At 58.7% G+C, this 15595-nt stretch carries 14 protein-coding genes; 10 read left to right on the top strand and 4 right to left on the bottom strand.

Annotated elements, in window-relative coordinates; all coding sequences use genetic code 11:
- Window positions 1-38 precede the first annotated feature (38 nt).
- The 9 genes from GHN92_RS16710 to GHN92_RS16670 all read left to right on the top strand — a co-directional run bounded on the left by GHN92_RS16710 (window position 39) and on the right by GHN92_RS16670 (window position 7978).
- Window positions 39-1646 (top strand): glycosyltransferase family 39 protein, encoded by a 1608-nt coding sequence (locus tag GHN92_RS16710; RefSeq protein WP_133144592.1) that lies wholly within the window; start codon window positions 39-41, stop codon window positions 1644-1646.
- A 109-nt stretch (window positions 1647-1755) separates the two neighbouring features.
- On the top strand, window positions 1756-2319 hold the full coding sequence (pnuC, locus tag GHN92_RS16705) for a nicotinamide riboside transporter PnuC (protein ID WP_095000282.1): 564 nt from the start codon (window positions 1756-1758) through the stop codon (window positions 2317-2319).
- Complete coding sequence (locus tag GHN92_RS16700) at window positions 2316-2870, top strand: AAA family ATPase (RefSeq protein WP_095019956.1); 555 nt, start codon at window positions 2316-2318, stop codon at window positions 2868-2870. The genes pnuC and GHN92_RS16700 overlap by 4 nt, the downstream gene beginning before the upstream one ends.
- Window positions 2871-3232: 362 nt before the next feature.
- Window positions 3233-3673, top strand: a complete 441-nt coding sequence (locus GHN92_RS16695) for a hypothetical protein (protein WP_133144591.1) — start codon at window positions 3233-3235, stop codon at window positions 3671-3673.
- A gap of 1 nt (window position 3674) precedes the next feature.
- On the top strand, window positions 3675-4250 hold the full coding sequence (locus GHN92_RS16690) for an adhesin (RefSeq protein ID WP_133144590.1): 576 nt from the start codon (window positions 3675-3677) through the stop codon (window positions 4248-4250).
- 70 nt (window positions 4251-4320) lie between these two features.
- Window positions 4321-5115, top strand: a complete 795-nt coding sequence (locus tag GHN92_RS16685) for a hypothetical protein (protein WP_153380613.1) — start codon at window positions 4321-4323, stop codon at window positions 5113-5115.
- Window positions 5116-5177: 62 nt separating this feature from the next.
- Window positions 5178-5858: a C39 family peptidase gene (locus GHN92_RS16680; protein WP_095024692.1), complete on the top strand. Its 681-nt coding sequence runs from the start codon at window positions 5178-5180 to the stop codon at window positions 5856-5858.
- Window positions 5859-5904: 46 nt separating this feature from the next.
- Window positions 5905-6642 carry a hypothetical protein gene (locus GHN92_RS16675; RefSeq protein ID WP_133144588.1) on the top strand — a complete coding sequence of 246 codons (738 nt, stop codon included), beginning with the start codon at window positions 5905-5907 and terminating at the stop codon, window positions 6640-6642.
- 46 nt (window positions 6643-6688) lie between these two features.
- A complete protein-coding gene (locus GHN92_RS16670) occupies window positions 6689-7978 on the top strand; it encodes a transporter (RefSeq protein WP_095032583.1) in 1290 nt (429 codons plus the stop codon).
- Between the two features lie 48 nt (window positions 7979-8026).
- On the opposite strand, the gene GHN92_RS16665 is transcribed toward GHN92_RS16670, so the two are convergent.
- Window positions 8027-9352: a sigma-54 dependent transcriptional regulator gene (locus tag GHN92_RS16665; protein WP_095000289.1), complete on the bottom strand. Its 1326-nt coding sequence runs from the start codon at window positions 9350-9352 to the stop codon at window positions 8027-8029.
- Window positions 9353-9685: 333 nt separating this feature from the next.
- Here GHN92_RS16665 and GHN92_RS16660 point away from each other — a divergent pair, with 333 nt between their 5' ends.
- Window positions 9686-9952, top strand: coding sequence for a hypothetical protein (locus tag GHN92_RS16660; protein ID WP_095000290.1), 267 nt, complete (start codon window positions 9686-9688; stop codon window positions 9950-9952).
- 48 nt (window positions 9953-10000) lie between these two features.
- Here the strand turns inward: GHN92_RS16660 and GHN92_RS16655 are convergent, their stop codons facing one another.
- The 3 genes from GHN92_RS16655 to cobN all read right to left on the bottom strand — a co-directional run bounded on the left by GHN92_RS16655 (window position 10001) and on the right by cobN (window position 15594).
- Window positions 10001-10555 carry a VWA domain-containing protein gene (locus GHN92_RS16655; RefSeq protein ID WP_095038825.1) on the bottom strand — a complete coding sequence of 185 codons (555 nt, stop codon included), beginning with the start codon at window positions 10553-10555 and terminating at the stop codon, window positions 10001-10003.
- A 98-nt stretch (window positions 10556-10653) separates the two neighbouring features.
- The gene (locus tag GHN92_RS16650; protein WP_095000292.1) at window positions 10654-11658 is read right to left on the bottom strand and encodes an ATP-binding protein; all 1005 of its coding nucleotides are present in this window, start codon (window positions 11656-11658) and stop codon (window positions 10654-10656) included.
- A gap of 165 nt (window positions 11659-11823) precedes the next feature.
- Window positions 11824-15594, bottom strand: coding sequence for a cobaltochelatase subunit CobN (gene cobN, locus GHN92_RS16645; protein ID WP_153380611.1), 3771 nt, complete (start codon window positions 15592-15594; stop codon window positions 11824-11826).
- Window position 15595 lies beyond the last annotated feature (1 nt).

The raw sequence follows: 15595 nt of genomic DNA, 5'->3' as shown, positions 1-15595 counted from the left end.
TTTTTTTTGTGCGTCCCGATGAGACAAGGAAACTCGACATGCGTGCCGATTTCACCTCCCCCGCCCTGCTCACCTTGCGCAGGCAATCGCTGGTTCTGGGCGCGCTCGCCTTGCTGCTGTTTATCCTGGGCAACCATCAAGAGGCCGCGATCGGCTTTGATTCTCGCTTTGTCATGTTCGCCAATGAAATGCTGCGTCACGGCCCCGGTTTTTTCCCGACCACCTACGGCCAGCCTTACGCGGACTACAGCGCAACCTCGACCCTGCTTACCTGGCTGCTGTCCCTGCCCTTTGGCAAAGTCACCAGCCTCACCGCTTGGCTACCCACGGCCATTGCCAGTGCAAGCATTGTGACCTTGATGTATCGCCTGGTAGCGGCGCAATCGCGCACCTGGGCGCTGGTCAGCGTGGCACTGCTGTTGCTGAGCATGACTTTTATCACCGAAACCCGCGCGGTATCGCTTGACCAGATGCTGGCAGCGCTCAGTTTCAGTGCCTTCTACCTGGCTTACGCCCACGATCACTTTGCGGCACCACGCCGTCATTTCTGGTTGTTGGCCCTGCTGGTATTGGGTTTTGCGGTGCGCGGGCCGATCGGCCTGGTCATTCCCACCGGTATTCTGTGCAGCTATTACCTGCTTAATGGCCAGTGGCGGCGCCTGATCAGCTTTGGCCTGCAAGCGCTGGTCTTGCTGATCCTGTGTATTGGCACGTTATTGATGCTGGCCTGGATCAGTGGCGGTGAGGCTTTTGTACATGAAGTCATCCGCATGCAAGTGACAGGACGCATGGATGGAACCGAAGGCGCCAGCGGCGTGCTGTATTACTTCACCAGTTCCATGGGCAATTACGCGCTGGCCTATCCGCTGGCCGTTTTGGTGCTGCTGGCGATCCTGATTACCGGGCGCAAGCCGTCGGGGCCAGCCTTGCAACTGGTCAAGTACTGCGTTGGTGCAGCCCTGATCGTGATGATCGGCCTGTCGATTCCCCAGGCCAAAAAGGCCCGTTACCTGCTGCCCATGTTACCGATGGCCGCGATTATTGCGGCCTACCCGTTCCAGGTCATGCACGGGCGGGTCTTTGCTGGCCTGCGCGGCTTGATTCAGGGGTTGTTCCTGCTGCTGCCGGGTTTACTGATTATCGGTCTGGTGGTTGTACGCAAGCGTTTTGGTGAAGAGTTGCCACCCTTGACCGTCATATTCGTGGCCCTGGCCGTGCTTCAGGTTCTGGCCGTTGGCGTACTGTTCAAAGCCCAATGGCGTGTTGCGGGGCTGGCAACCTGTGCGGTGCTGGCGATGTGGAGCAGCTATATCATGGTCTTCGAACCTGCAGAGCGCAGCCTTTACGATACGCGTACCTTTACCCTCAAGGCCATGCAACTGATCGACCAGGCTCCGGCCCCAGTAGTACTGCATGGCATGGGCAAGGACGCCAAGGCGATCAAGTTCATGGTTAACGTGGATCGTGATCTGCTACCGCTGTTCACCCAGTCATCCGCTGAACTGGCAGCATTGCCGGCTCCGGCCTGGATCATCATGGATCGCAAGGACTATGAGGCCTTGCAAGGCAGTGACCTGGGTAATATTGCCCCGACGCTGAGCGGTCGTTTCGACAAGAACGACTATGTGTTGCTGCATCGGCCTTGATCCTGTGGGAGCGGGCTTGCCCGCTCCCACAACTACGGCAAAACGCCAGAGCACAAACAGTGCGCCTGCAGGTACAATCCCCGCCCTTCTCTCTCCCCAAGGAATCCCAATGTCAGGGCTTGAACTGTTTGCCGCCGCACTCGGCGTCATTGCTGTCTGGTTGACAGTCAAACAGAACCCCTGGTGCTGGCCCATCGGCCTGGTGATGGTGCTGCTCTACAGCTGGATCTTCTTCGAGATCAAACTGTATTCAGGCATGCTCTTGCAGGTATTTTTTGCCCTGTTGCAAGTCTATGGCTGGTGGCAGTGGACACGCGCAGGGGCACAGCATGAAGGCCGTGTCGTCAGCCGGCTAAGCCCATTGCAAGTGCTGGGCGGCGTGATTGCAGGCGCCATCGGCAGCGTGGTTCTCGGCGCCTCAATGGCCCATTGGACCGATTCCACTTTCCCCTGGTCAGATGCCACGCTGACAGCCTTCAGTCTGGTTGCCCAATTATGGATGGCGCAAAAACGCCTGCAGTGTTGGGCATTGTGGTGTGTCATCGATGTGCTTTATATCGGCTTTTTTGCCTGGCAGGACCTGTACTTCACCGCCGGCCTGTACGCGTTGTTTACCCTGATAGCCATTCAAGGCTGGCGTGACTGGCGCCGCGACCCGGCGCTGCGCACATGAAGGTGGTCGTTCTGGCGGGGCCGGAGTCGAGTGGCAAGAGCTGGCTCGCTGCGTTATTGCAGCAGCGCTTTGGCGGCACGATGGTGGGCGAGTATGTGCGCTACTTTATCGAGCAAAACCCTCGCGAGACCTGCCTGGCCGATATTCCGGACATCGCTCTCGGGCAGCTTCGCTGGGAAGACGAAGCGCGCGCCCAACAACCCGCGCTGCTGATTCTGGATACCCATTTACTCAGCAATATCCTCTGGAGCCAGACCCTGTTTGGTGACTGCCCACAGTGGCTTGAAACTGAACTGCTCAAGCGCCACTACGACCTGCATTTGCTGCTGTCCCCCGACGATGTGGAGTGGACCGCTGACGGTCAACGCTGCCAACCCTCACTGGCGGAACGCCAGGCGTTTTTTGCGGCCAGTCTTGACTGGCTCACCGATCATCAACAAACCGTACAAGTGATAACCGGCGACTGGCAGGCCCGGCAACAGCATGCCTGCGCCGCAGTCGAACAATTAATGGGTAGTCGGGAAACTTGCTCAGACAGTATTAGTCCATAAGTTAGGTTGTTTACAACAAACAACTGGCAAGCGAGTTACTTAATGCTTTCAGCTTCTTGCCAATGTCCGTTGCTGTTACATGAAAATTTCGTGAAGCCTCTAAAACATTGGTTTGAGGCACGACTTTGCGAAATTGTAAGGTTAACGAGACACCCCCCTGCACCACGTAATTTGCAACCCGGCCCTTATTGTACAAGGGCCGGGGCTGCACACTGACATCTCATGTTCGTTACACCTGATCCCGCCCGGAACAGTCATCGTGCTGTGTGCTGTTGTTTTCAAACATTAACTTAGAAATGGCACAGCTCATGCTCTCTTCCTATCACGCTTGCCAGGGCCAGCGTCGATAAGGGAGCACAGTCATGGGGCACGCATGTTGTGGTAATGGTCACCTGCTGATGGCTTGCAGCCTGAGCGCCTTGCTGGGCTGGTGCGCCGTTGTTCAGGCCGCCGGCAATGGCGAAATAGTGCTTACCCGTACCGTGCAACCCCATGCGGTGGGCAATCCGCCCATGCATCCCGATCCTGACCCGCTAACCGCAAATGCCAGCCCCTTGGTTCAAGTCATGGGTGCAACCCGTGAACTGAGCGATGGTGACTTTGCCGGCGTCAGCAGCGGAGCTGCGATCACCCGGTCCATTATGCCCAGTGGTAACACACTGCCCGGCCTCACCACCAGCAACGGCCTGCCAGGCATAAGCAATGGTCATGCTGGCGGCAGCGCAAACAGCATTTCCGGCACGATTGGCAATAGCATCAGCCAGGGGATGCGCCCGCTCACTGCCCTGGGCCAGGGGAAATAACATGATTGCCTGCCGCCTGCCTGCACTGATTGCCGCGCTGCTGGTCACCTCCTTCGCTGTGGCGGCTTCCGATAACAACGCCACGATCAAGGATTCGGGGGCCAACTACCATGGCAATGTCTCGCTTAACCAGGCCTCTGGCGATCAGCAACAGCAAGTCAATATCCGTGCAATTGCCATCGGCACCGAGGCACGCGCTACGACTGCAGTGACCCAGAAACTCAATACCCCCGCCGACACCTCGCTCAATGCCCGGGCAACTATCGGTGGCAATTCCTTCAGTAATGGCAGCGGTGTGATCGGTATCAACCAGTCAGCCGGAGCCAATAACCAGATGGTCAATGCCGTGCGGGTCAGCATCAGTGCCCGGCCGCAAGGTATTGACGACAGCGCCTTGTCCCAGCAGAACGTGGCGCTGCTTCCAGACTCGGGTACCGCATCCCCCGCCAGCGGCAGTCGCCAGATCGTTACCAGCGATCAGGCCTTCACCGGCAGCCGAGGGGTGGTGCAGTTGAACCAGAGTGCAGGGGTGGGGAACCGCATGGCTAACACCCTGAATATCCGGGTTGCTGACTGACCCGGCAACAACGCAGTGCAATTGGAAAGTGCCAACACTTAACCCAACTAATGATGCACGGAGAAACACCATGAAACCGTCAATCGTTCTGAAGCCACTGGCTTTCGCTCTGGCAACACTGGTGGCCGTATCTGCTCAAGCCAACGGTACCGGCAACAACAATCCGCCGCCTCCATCGACACCGCCTGCATACACCCTTGACCCTAATGCCGCCGCTGCTGCAGTCGTGATTGACGTGCAAAACAGTCACAACAACAAAGTGACCAACAAGGCGGTCGAAAACAATGCAACCATCAAGGACTCGATCAAAGGGTCTGAAGGCAACATGGGTGCGAACGCCGCTTCCGGCTCCGGCAACCAGCAAGACAACGCCGTAGCGATCGCCACTTCAGACGAGAGCTTTGTGTTTGGTACCGCTGCGTCCCTGACCAGCGCCACCCAGACCAACAGCCACAACAACTCGCACAACTATGGCGCACAAAACAACGCCTCGATCAAAAGCTCGGCCAATGGCAGTTCGGGTAACGTCGGCATAAACGTTGCTTCGGGCGAGTTCAACCAACAGAAAAACAACCTGGCCATCGCCGTATCCAATGGTCGTATCGCCAGCGCCGGGGCAACCGCCTCGCAAACCTCGAACAACCTGTCGGTGATCAACGAAGCCGGTGCGTCTTACCTGAGCAATGTGAATACCTGGAATCAAGGGTCGGGCTGGAACAACAAAACCCCTGTCGTCAACAACGCCACCATGGACCATTCGTTCAATGGCTACTCGGGTAATGGCGGTGCCAATATTGCGGCAGGTACCGGCAACCAACAAAGCAACTCGCTGTCCATCGCTGCCGGCTGCAAGGTCTGCATGTAGTCGCGACGCTAAAGAAGGGTCTCGTTTATGAGACCCTTTTTCCTTATTCAGGCGTATCAATCATGCGTATTGTCGCCCTCACCCTCTTCTTCGGCCTGAGCGCAATGGCCCATGCCGCACAGATGCCAATCGCTGCCCTGCCTGGCGGCAACCTGGTGTTCAAGCAGGTGCAGAGCATTCGTGAAAGGCGCTTTGCGGATATCGTTGAACAAAAAACCGATTTCAGTTGCGGCGCTGCGGCGCTCGCCACCGTACTGCGTCAGGCCTATTGGCTGGACGTCAACGAAGACCAGATCATCAAGGGGATGCTGCAAAACGCTGATCAGGATCTGGTTCGCACCCAGGGCTTCTCAATGCTCGACATGAAGCGCTACGTTGAGAGCATCGGCATGCGCGCCAGGGGTTACCGAATTCCGGCGCAGAGCCTTGAAAGCGTGAACATACCCGTTGTGGTGCTACTGGATATCCGTGGCTACAAGCACTTTGTCGTGCTGCAACGCGCGCAGAAGGACTGGGTGTATATCGGCGACCCTGTACTGGGGCACAAGCGCTACTCCCACGCAGATTTCCTCAAAGGCTGGAATGGCATTGTGTTTGCCATCATCGGCCCCGGTTACGACAAGACCAATGCGTTATTGACCCCGCCTGCCCCGCTGACCGCAAAAAACCAGCTCAACGGGTTTAACCCGGTCAAAGACGCAGAACTCATGGACTTCGGTTTTATCCAAAGCGACTTTTTTTAAGGTGCGTCAATCATGACTACGGAGCCCGACGCTCCAGGAGCCGTACATGAAAACTTCCATATGGCTGATTGCCGCATGCCTTGCGAACAGCCTGCACGCCCAGGCGGCGTCCTTTAAACCGGTTGAATTGAAAGACACTGAAATGGCCGAGTTGCGCGGCCGTTATGTGATGCCCGGGCGGATCATCAGTTTCGGCATCGTGATGAACAGTACCTGGACCAGCAGCAATGGCGGCGTAGTCGGCGCCAGTACTTCCATGTATGTGCAAAACACCATTGAACCCAAGTTTTACGTGTCCACTTACAGTTCTGCCGGTAACGGTGCCCCTGGCTCAAACGGCACTGGCTCGGTTACCGGTGGTGCGGGCCTGACCACAGCCCAAGGCGTCACCCAGAGCGTTCGGGCTGCGGGTGACAACAACAGTGCCTATAACAACGTCGACATCAATGTCAGCGAGGCCGACCAGGCCCCCATGGTCAACCAGCAAGGGGTATTACTCACGACCCATACGTCCATCACCCAGGCTGCTGGTGCGGGCAATGTGACCGTCTCCGCCACGGGTGGGGGCGTTCAGCTGGCCATTCAGGCCAACAACAATCAAGGCAGCTCACTGCAGCAAATCGCCCAGGGTGGCGTATTGCAAAGCACTACTTTGCTGGGCGGCGGTAATAGGGTCAATAACATGGCACAACTTAACGTGGTACTGGGTAACAACCTGCCCAGCCCCGGCGCGCTCGATTGCAACCTCAATCAGTTAAAAGGCCTTCGCAATATGGGTTATTGAACTAGGCTCAGGCTCTACAACTTGGCTTATCTGGACGGCTTATTTCATGCATCGATCGTTAACCTTTCGCGCAGTTGTATGTATGAGCACTATATTCCCGTCACCCCTGTTATATGCAGCGGCTGATGCCGATCTAGCGCTACTAAAACAAGAACTTATGGAGCTTCGCCAACGTTACGATCAACAGCAAAAAGCCTTGGCAGTGCTTGAGCAACGGGTGCGTGAAGTTGAGGATCAGCCTGCGACGCCGCAACCCAGGCGCCTGGCCAAATCACCGGCCGACATGAAGGGCAACCAGAACGTTACGGCTGCCAGTGGCACCAGTACCGCTGCACAAGGCAGCTCTTATGGCGCCGCGCTCAAGGATGACTCCGCCCCCGCCCAGAGTGTGGTCAACCTCTACGATGAAGCCAGCGGTTTTTTCGGCGGCGGCAAGTTCAGCCTCGAAACGGGTATTACCTATTCGCGTTATGACACACGCCAGCTGATTCTCAATGGTTTTCTGGCCCTGGATTCAATTTTCCTGGGCAACCTCAACCTCGACCGGATCAAGGCCGACAACTGGACCCTTGACCTCACCGGACGCTATAACCTGGATAACCGCTGGCAGTTTGACGTTAACGTTCCGGTGATTTACCGCGAGAGTACTTACCAGTCCGGCGGGGCCAACGGCGGTGATGCGCAAGCCACTTCAGAGCAAACGGTTACCCGCGACCCGACCATTGGCGACGTCAACTTCGGAGTCGCATACAAGTTCCTCGACGAGTCGGTCAATACCCCGGATGCGGTCTTCAGCGTGCGGGTCAAGGCCCCCACCGGCAAGGACCCGTTTGGCATCAAACTGGTCAAAGCCTCTGAAAACACCAACTTGTTTGTCCCTGAAGACCTGCCCACCGGCAATGGTGTGTGGTCGATCAGCCCTGCCATTTCCCTGGTCAAGACCTTCGACCCAGCTGTGCTGTTCGGCTCTCTCTCGTATACCCATAACCTTGAAGAGTCATTTGACGACATCAGTTCCACGCAAAACCTGAAGCAGCCTGGCAAGGTCAAACTGGGTGACAGCTTCCAGATTGGCGCAGGGGTTGCTTTTGCCCTCAACGAAAAAATGAGTATGTCGTTTTCCGTGTCCGACCTGATTCAGAAAAAGAGCAAACTCAAGCAGGATGGCGGTGACTGGCAAACAGTTACCACCAGTGATGCCAACGCCGGTTACTTCAATATCGGCATGACCGTAGCAGCGACCGATAACCTGACCATCGTGCCAAACCTGTCCATAGGCTTGACCGACGATGCGCCGGACTTCACCTTCAGCCTGAAATTCCCTTACTACTTCTAAACAGCAAAAGGCCCTCCGCGCTTGAGCGCTGGGGGCCTTTTGCTGCTTTCAACGAATGTGATGCTTGTGCAGTAACCGATAAAACGTCGGCCGCGAAACCCCAAGCACCTTGGCGGCCATGCTCAAATTGTCGCTGTGCCGGTCCAGCACCTCGCACAGTGCCTGGCGTTCGGCGCGGTCCTTGTATTGTTCAAGGGTGTTCATCGTGCCGACCAGCAACGGGCGCAACTCCAGGCCCAGATCATGCGCTTCGATCTGCCGCCCTTCGGCCAATACCAGGCCACGACGCACGCGGTTGGCCAGCTCGCGGACATTTCCCGGCCAGCCATGATTGCCCATGGCAATCAACGCCTCGTCACTGAACGTACGCGGGCGACGGCCTGTTTCCAGACTGTAGAAACGGGCAAAGTGACTGGCCAGCATGGCCAGGTCACCATGTCGCTCTCGCAAGGGGGCGGTGGTTAATTGCAACACGTTGAGGCGGTAATACAGGTCTTCACGAAATTGACCGTTGGCGACTGCCGCCTCGAGATCAACATGGGTCGCTGCCAGAATACGAACATCGATGGGGATCGGCTGGTTGCCGCCGACTCTCTCGATGTGTTTTTCCTGCAAAAAGCGCAACAGGCTGGCTTGCAATTCCAACGGCAGATCGCCAATTTCATCCAGAAAAAGCGTACCGCCATTCGCGGCCTCAATGCGTCCAACCCTGCGCTGATGGGCGCCGGTGAAGGAGCCCTTTTCATGGCCGAACAGCTCAGACTGGATCAAGTGGTCGGGAATGGAGCCGCAATTGATTGCAATAAATGGCTTGCCGTTGCGCTGGGATTGACGGTGCAGTGTGCGGGCGACCAGCTCCTTGCCCGTACCGCTCTCGCCGCGAATCAGGATGGGCGACTGGGTGGGTGCAAATTTGCTCACCGTCATGCGCAGGTCCCGCATCAATCGGCTGTCACCCAGCAGTTCATCTTCCTGTACATCGGACGGGGTTGAAGTTTGCCCTCGCAGGCACGCCATGCCAAAGGCCCGGCCGAGTGTGACCTGGACCCGGGAGACGTCAAAGGGCAAGGTGTGAAAGTCAAAAAACCATTCGCAGACAAAATCCCCCACATTGTTCATTTTCAGTACGTCAGGGGTGAGCGCCGCAATCCACTCGGTACCACTGCGACTGATCATGTCTTTTACCGCTTCGGGACGTTCCAGATGAAAAGGTTGCAGCCTGAACAGGCCAACATCGCAAGAGCGGTCAACAACGGTTGCCAGAGTGCAGCTGTCGACCGCCCAGCCTATGGTTCGCAGACCGGGGAGCAATTCATGACAATCCGCACAGGGATCGACCACCAGCAGACGTCGGGGAGAGGACATTGCAAGCATGACTGTTCCTTGGCGCCAGAAAAACATAAAACAGCATTAAAAACAGTCCCTTGTTCAACTTACGCGTAACCTTAGCAAGCCATTGGGCGCTTTCTGGATCGTTTGTTTATAACCCTAATAGCCAATCAAACTGTACAGCCTCGTTCCAAGAGCAGGGGCGATAGATACACTCACTGAAAATTGATCTGGATCAGTCATATAAAAAAACTTTTAAAAATATGACGAAAGTGTGTGACCTGATGCCCCTCTAAAGTCATCAGTACAAGTAACCAACCGAACGGTAAGCCCAGCCGACGGTTAATCACTTGATGGGCATACTTGAGAGAACACCCTATGAACGCCCCGCTCCGTTTCAACGAAGCTCTTTTGATTGCCGGCCACGCTTTTGAACCTTTTCAATGCGTTGCCTGGGCTGCACAGGATGGTCATGGCGAGTTGAGCCTGACTGTTATCGATCGCACCAATACCCGTATCGGCCGCAAACAGATCCCGCGCAGCGCCTGCGCTGACGCCGCTCAGCTGGAAAGCCTGCTGGCACAAGCCCGCGCCGAGATCAGCAGCGAAGGCTACACCCTGCAGCCTTGGGTCATGCCTGCTTGAGAAGCGGCTGACTGATGTGGGAGCTGGTTGACCAGCTCCCACAAATAATCAGCCATCAATGTGTACATACTCTGCATTCAACTCGGCGGCCATTTGACGCGAGCGGCCCAAACGAAGCGGGCCACGCTCGATATCGATCAACAGTCCCGGGCAGTCAATGGCCGGCAGCGTTGACCACTCTTTCAGTCGGCCATCGGTCAACAGTAAAAAGCGCTGTTGTTCCTCTGGACACTGTTTGCGGCGCCTTTCAAGCCAGTCAGCGACTTCCTGCAAGGCCTCCAGCAAAGGCGTCCCGCCTCCAGCACCCAAGCCCTGCAACCAGTCATTCAAGGCAGCAGACGCCTTGGAGCCGATGACCTGCCACTGCGGCGCCTTTGCGCTGACCGTCATCACCGCCACCCGCACACGCTGGCGATACGCATCTTCAAACAGTTGGGCCAGCAGCCCCTTGGCGTCACTCAGCGCCTGATGGCGACGGGTTGAAGCAGACGCATCCACCACCACCAGCCAGAGTTCCGGCGCTGCACTTTGCCGGGTTTTCCAGGCCAGATCAGCGTGCAGCCGGGGACGACCGCCGAGCAGGGTTTTCACCCAGTCGATCATCCCGCTGCCGGCGCTGCGGCTTGCGCCTTGCCTGCCCGCAGAGAGCTGACCTGACCGGGGCCTGGCATCCGCCCCCACTGCAGAACGGGGGCGGATGCCTAGGGCTTTTTTGGCCAGCTCGGCACTTCACGGCGCGCGCCCATGGGTTGCACCTGTGCAGGCAGTTCGCCCCACTGGCCCTGCCCCGATTGAGGCGAAGCATTGCTGGCCTGAGGGGGTGACTGCGGTGGTGGTGTTGACGCCTGGCCTTTAGGTTCTCGGCGGCGATGACGCAAGGCAAACTCGGCCACGGCATCAATATCGTCCAGGCTGATGGCCGTGGCCCCGCGCCAGGCGGCATGGGCCCGCGCTGCGCGCAGCCAGACCAGGTCGGCACGCATGCCATCCACCGCGGCGGCAAAACAGCGCTCAGTTACAACAGCCAGAGACTGATCATCCAGAGCGATGCTGCCCAGCCGTTCACGGGCCTGCTGGCAGCGCTCGCGCAAGGTCGTTTGCGCCTCATCCCATTGCGCGCAAAACTTCTGCGGATCAGCGTCAAAGGCCAGGCGCCGGCGGATGATTTCGCTGCGTTCTTCCGGTTGCGGCTGGCCGCTGAGCATCACATTCAGGCCGAAGCGGTCGAGCAACTGCGGGCGCAACTCGCCTTCTTCCGGATTCATGGTACCAATCAGCACGAAACGCGCAGCATGCCGATGGGAGATACCATCACGCTCGACCACATTGGTGCCGCTCGCTGCCACGTCCAGCAGCACGTCCACCAGATGGTCGGCAAGCAGGTTGACTTCATCGACGTAGAGCACGCCGCCGTCGGCCTTGGCCAGCACCCCCGGGGAGAACTGCGCCTTGCCCTGGCCCAGTGCGGCATCCAGGTCGAGGGTACCAACCAGACGCTCTTCGGTTGCGCCCAACGGCAAGGTGACAAACTGGCCGCTGGCAAGCAGGTCGGCCAGACCGCGTGCCAGCGTCGACTTGGCCATGCCGCGCGGGCCTTCAATCAGTACGCCGCCAATTTTCGGGTCAATGGCGGTCAGGCACAGCGCCAGTTTCAATGAGTCCGCGCCGACCACCGCCGATAACGGGAAATGTGGGGTGTCAGTCATGTTTTCGGGCTCCAGATTTTAGAATATTGATCGGCCTCAAAAGCTCCTCACCCCAGCCCTCTCCCAAAGGGAGAGGGGGCCGATTTTTGGTGAGGTATAAATCCTGAACATCCCCCGATCAGTCCCCTCTCCCTCCGGGAGAGGGTTAGGGTGAGGGTTGCCTGGTTACTCTTCCTCTATATCCAGCAACAGATTCTCCAGCGCCGCTTGATACTCCCCCGGTTCACTCCACAGCCCGCGCTGCTGCGCTTCGAGCATGCGTTCGGTCATGTCGCGCAGGGCATGCGGGTTGTGCTCACGCACAAACTCACGGGTATCCGGGTCCAGCAAATAGGCATCCGCCAGCAATGCATATTGATGATCATCGATCAGGTGCGTGGTTGCATCAAAGGCAAACAGGTTGTCCAGGGTAGCGGCCATTTCAAATGCGCCTTTGTAACCATGGCGTTTGACCCCTTCTATCCATTTCGGGTTGGCCGCACGGGATCGGATAACCCGGTTCAACTCTTCCTTGAGCGTACGGATCTTCGGCAGATCCGGCTGGCTGTGGTCGCCGTGGTAGCTGGCTGCGGCCTCCCCACGCAAGCTCTCTACCGCCGCCAGCATGCCGCCCTGAAACTGGTAGTAGTCATTGGAATCGAGCAGGTCATGTTCACGGTTGTCCTGATTTTGTACCACCGCCTGCATCTGCCCCAATCGCTGGGCAAACTGACCGCGGGCCGCCGTGCCTTCATCGGCGCCGCCATAGGCATAACCGCCCCAGTTCAGATACACCTCGGCCAGGTCGTCGCGGCTTTGCCACAAACGCCCATCGATTGCGTTCTGTACCCCGGCACCGTAAGCCCCGGGTTTGGCACCAAACACCCGCCAGCCCGCCTGACGGGCCGCCAGTTCCGGGGCCAGCCCTTCGCGCTCCAGCTGTTCACGCTCGCTGCGCACTTTTGCCGCGAGCGGATTCAGGTCATCAGGTTCGTCCAGCGCCGCCACCGCCTGAACAGCGGCATCGAACAGGCGAATAAGATTGGCAAAGGCATCACGGAAGAACCCGGATACACGCAAGGTCACGTCCACCCGCGGCCGGTCCAGCAGGCTCACCGGGAGGATTTCAAAGTCATCCACCCGCTGGCTACCCGTGGCCCACACCGGGCGCACGCCCATCAGCGCCATGGCCTGGGCGATATCATCACCGCCGGTGCGCATGGTCGCAGTGCCCCATACCGACAGGCCGAGCTGACGCAGGTGATCGCCGTGGTCCTGCAAATGACGCTCAAGAATCAGGTTGGCCGACTGAAAACCGATACGCCAGGCCGTGGTGGTGGGCAAGTTGCGTACATCCACGGAAAAGAAATTACGCCCGGTAGGCAGTACGTCCAGGCGCCCGCGGCTCGGTGCACCACTGGGGCCGGCAGGGACAAAACGCCCCGCCAGAGCATCGAGCAGACCCTGCATCTCGGCCGGGCCGCAGGCATCCAGACGCGGTGCAACAACCCCAAGCAGCGCCTCAAAAATCCCCCGCACTTCGCTCCATTGCTCTGTGTCGGGCAATTGCAACGTGCCCGCCAACGCCTGCTCGATCAGCTGCGCAGCATACAGTTCCAGACGTTCGCGGGTATCGCCTGCGGTGCGCCACAGCGCCTCGCTGACTGCTTGCAAAGGCGCGGGGCGACGTGCCGTCCAGGGCTCGGCCAGCGCACAGTCCAGCGGATCAAAACTCAGCCCGAAGGCTTTGGCCAACGCCCGCAGCACGCTTGATTGCGCCCCGCGGCCATCACCGCGGGGGATGCGCAGCAATGCCAGCAAGGTGTCGATGCGCAGACGCCCGGCAGGCGACTCACCAAAAATATGCAGGCCGTCGCGGATTTGCGATTCCTTGAGGTCGCACAGGTAGGTATCCAGCCGTGGCAGCCAGATTGCGGCATCGCTGTCGCTGTCGAGGTGTGCGTCCAGTTGCAGCTCGCGGTCGATATGGGTATCGCGCACCAGCTTGAGAATATCCCGTTGCAACTCCCGCGCCCGGCGCGGATCAAGCAGTTGCGCTTCGTAATACTCGTCGGCCAGCAGCTCCAGGTCAAGCAGAGGGCCATAGGTTTCGGCCCGGGTCAGCGGCGGCATCAAGTGGTCAATAATGACCGCCTGGGTCCGGCGCTTGGCCTGTGCGCCCTCACCCGGATCATTGACGATAAACGGATAGACGTTGGGCATGGGGCCCAAAATAGCATCCGGCCAGCAGTGTTCAGACAGCCCGACGCCCTTGCCCGGCAACCATTCCAGATTGCCATGCTTGCCCACATGCACCACCGCATGGGCGCCGTAGGTGTTGCGCAGCCAGAAATAAAACGCCAGATAAGCATGGGGCGGTACCAGGTCCGGGTCATGGTAGACCGCACTGGCATCGACCTGATATCCCCGCGCCGGTTGAATGCCGACAAAGGTCAGGCCAAAACGCAGCCCGGCAATCATCAGGCGACCGCTGCGAAACATCGGGTCGTGCTGTGGCTCGCCCCAACGCTCAATCACCGCCTGGCGATTGGCTTCTGGAAGACGATTAAACATCGCCTGGTATTCATCCAGCCCAAGGCTTTGATGGCACGGGCGTAGGTCGAGGCTGTCGAGGTCGTTGCTAACACCGCCCAACAGAGCTTGAATCAACGCGGTGCCGGTATCCGGGAGCTCAGCAGCCACCGGGTAGCCTTCGCCCTGCAAGGCGCGCAAAATATTCAGCGCCGCAGCCGGGGTATCCAGCCCTACGCCATTGCCGATACGGCCATCGCGGGTCGGGTAGTTGGCCAGGATCAGGGCGATACGCTTTTGCGGGTTCGGCACACGTGCCAGCTCCACCCAGCGCCGTGCCAGTTCTGCGACAAAATCCATCCGTTCGGGATGCGCTCTGTAACACACCACATCCGACTGACTGCGCTCACTGCGCCACGCCAGGTCCTTGAAGCTGATCGGCCGGCTGATGATCCGCCCGTCCAGTTCCGGCAAGGCAATGTGCATGGCCAGGTCCCGCGGGCCCAGACCCTGCTCGCTGGCTTGCCAGCCGGGCTGGTTGTCCTGGGCACAAATGGCCTGGATCACCGGGATATTGCGGCGAAACGGGCGCAAATGCGGAGCTTCCGGGCTGGACTGGGCAAACCCGGTGGTATTGAGAATGACCCCTGCGCCGACTTCATCGAGCAAGTCCTGTACCACCGCCAGGCAGCCCGGCTCCTTCAGGCTGGCGACCGCAATCGGCAGCGGATTTAGCCCTGCCGCCTGCAGTCGCTGGCAGAACACATCGACAAATGCCGTATTGGCCGCCTGCAAATGCGAGCGATAGAACAAGAGCGCCGCCACCGGTTGGCCCGGCTGCCAGTCGGCTTGCCAGTCCTGCAGTGCAGGGCTGGAATGGGCCGGATGATAAATGGCAGTACGGGGCAAGGTGTGCGGTTCGTCCCAGGCATAGTCGCGGCCCAGCCATTGGCTGGCCAGGCAACGATAAAGCTGCAGGGCGTTATGCCGCCCGCCCTGGCGCAAAAAGTGCCAGAGCCGTTCGGCCTGCTCGACGGGCACTGTGCTCAGGGCGCTGAGTTCCGGGTCGGGGCGGTCATCGCCCGGCACCAGAATCAGGGTCACACCGCGTTCAGCCAGTTGCACCAGCCGTTCAATGCCGTAGCGCCAGTAGCCGATGCCACCGTGCAGCGACAACAAAATCACCTTGGCGTGTTGCAGAACCTCATCGACATACAGGTCGACCGAGCCGTGGTTTTGCACCTGCATCGGGTTGGCCAGACGCAGGCTTGGATAATCGTCAGGCAACTGCTGCGCCGCTTCGGCCAGCAGGGCCAGGCTTGAGTCACCGCTGCACAGGATCACCAGTTCGGCGGGGGTCTGGCCGAGGTCGGCAATATTGTCGTCCGCTACAAAGCCGCCGGGCTGGGTCCTGAGCAAATGCATG

The sequence above is a fragment of the Pseudomonas sp. FSL R10-2964 genome (assembly GCF_009600035.1).
Classification (GTDB): domain Bacteria; phylum Pseudomonadota; class Gammaproteobacteria; order Pseudomonadales; family Pseudomonadaceae; genus Aquipseudomonas; species Aquipseudomonas bubulae.
Note: the sequence above shows the minus strand (reverse complement) of the source record. Positions and strands in the feature narration are given on the sequence as shown.

What these genes read in the sequence shown, in the direction of transcription:
- GHN92_RS16710 (WP_133144592.1), top strand. Translation starts at nt 39, where the DNA reads ATGCGTGCCGATTTCACCTCCCCCGCCCTGCTCACCTTGCGCAGGCAA.
- pnuC (WP_095000282.1), top strand. Translation starts at nt 1,756, where the DNA reads ATGTCAGGGCTTGAACTGTTTGCCGCCGCACTCGGCGTCATTGCTGTC.
- GHN92_RS16700 (WP_095019956.1), top strand. Translation starts at nt 2,316, where the DNA reads ATGAAGGTGGTCGTTCTGGCGGGGCCGGAGTCGAGTGGCAAGAGCTGG.
- GHN92_RS16695 (WP_133144591.1), top strand. Translation starts at nt 3,233, where the DNA reads ATGGGGCACGCATGTTGTGGTAATGGTCACCTGCTGATGGCTTGCAGC.
- GHN92_RS16690 (WP_133144590.1), top strand. Translation starts at nt 3,675, where the DNA reads ATGATTGCCTGCCGCCTGCCTGCACTGATTGCCGCGCTGCTGGTCACC.
- GHN92_RS16685 (WP_153380613.1), top strand. Translation starts at nt 4,321, where the DNA reads ATGAAACCGTCAATCGTTCTGAAGCCACTGGCTTTCGCTCTGGCAACA.
- GHN92_RS16680 (WP_095024692.1), top strand. Translation starts at nt 5,178, where the DNA reads ATGCGTATTGTCGCCCTCACCCTCTTCTTCGGCCTGAGCGCAATGGCC.
- GHN92_RS16675 (WP_133144588.1), top strand. Translation starts at nt 5,905, where the DNA reads ATGAAAACTTCCATATGGCTGATTGCCGCATGCCTTGCGAACAGCCTG.
- GHN92_RS16670 (WP_095032583.1), top strand. Translation starts at nt 6,689, where the DNA reads ATGCATCGATCGTTAACCTTTCGCGCAGTTGTATGTATGAGCACTATA.
- GHN92_RS16665 (WP_095000289.1), bottom strand. Translation starts at nt 9,352, where the DNA reads ATGCTTGCAATGTCCTCTCCCCGACGTCTGCTGGTGGTCGATCCCTGT.
- GHN92_RS16660 (WP_095000290.1), top strand. Translation starts at nt 9,686, where the DNA reads ATGAACGCCCCGCTCCGTTTCAACGAAGCTCTTTTGATTGCCGGCCAC.
- GHN92_RS16655 (WP_095038825.1), bottom strand. Translation starts at nt 10,555, where the DNA reads ATGATCGACTGGGTGAAAACCCTGCTCGGCGGTCGTCCCCGGCTGCAC.
- GHN92_RS16650 (WP_095000292.1), bottom strand. Translation starts at nt 11,658, where the DNA reads ATGACTGACACCCCACATTTCCCGTTATCGGCGGTGGTCGGCGCGGAC.
- cobN (WP_153380611.1), bottom strand. Translation starts at nt 15,594, where the DNA reads ATGCATTTGCTCAGGACCCAGCCCGGCGGCTTTGTAGCGGACGACAAT.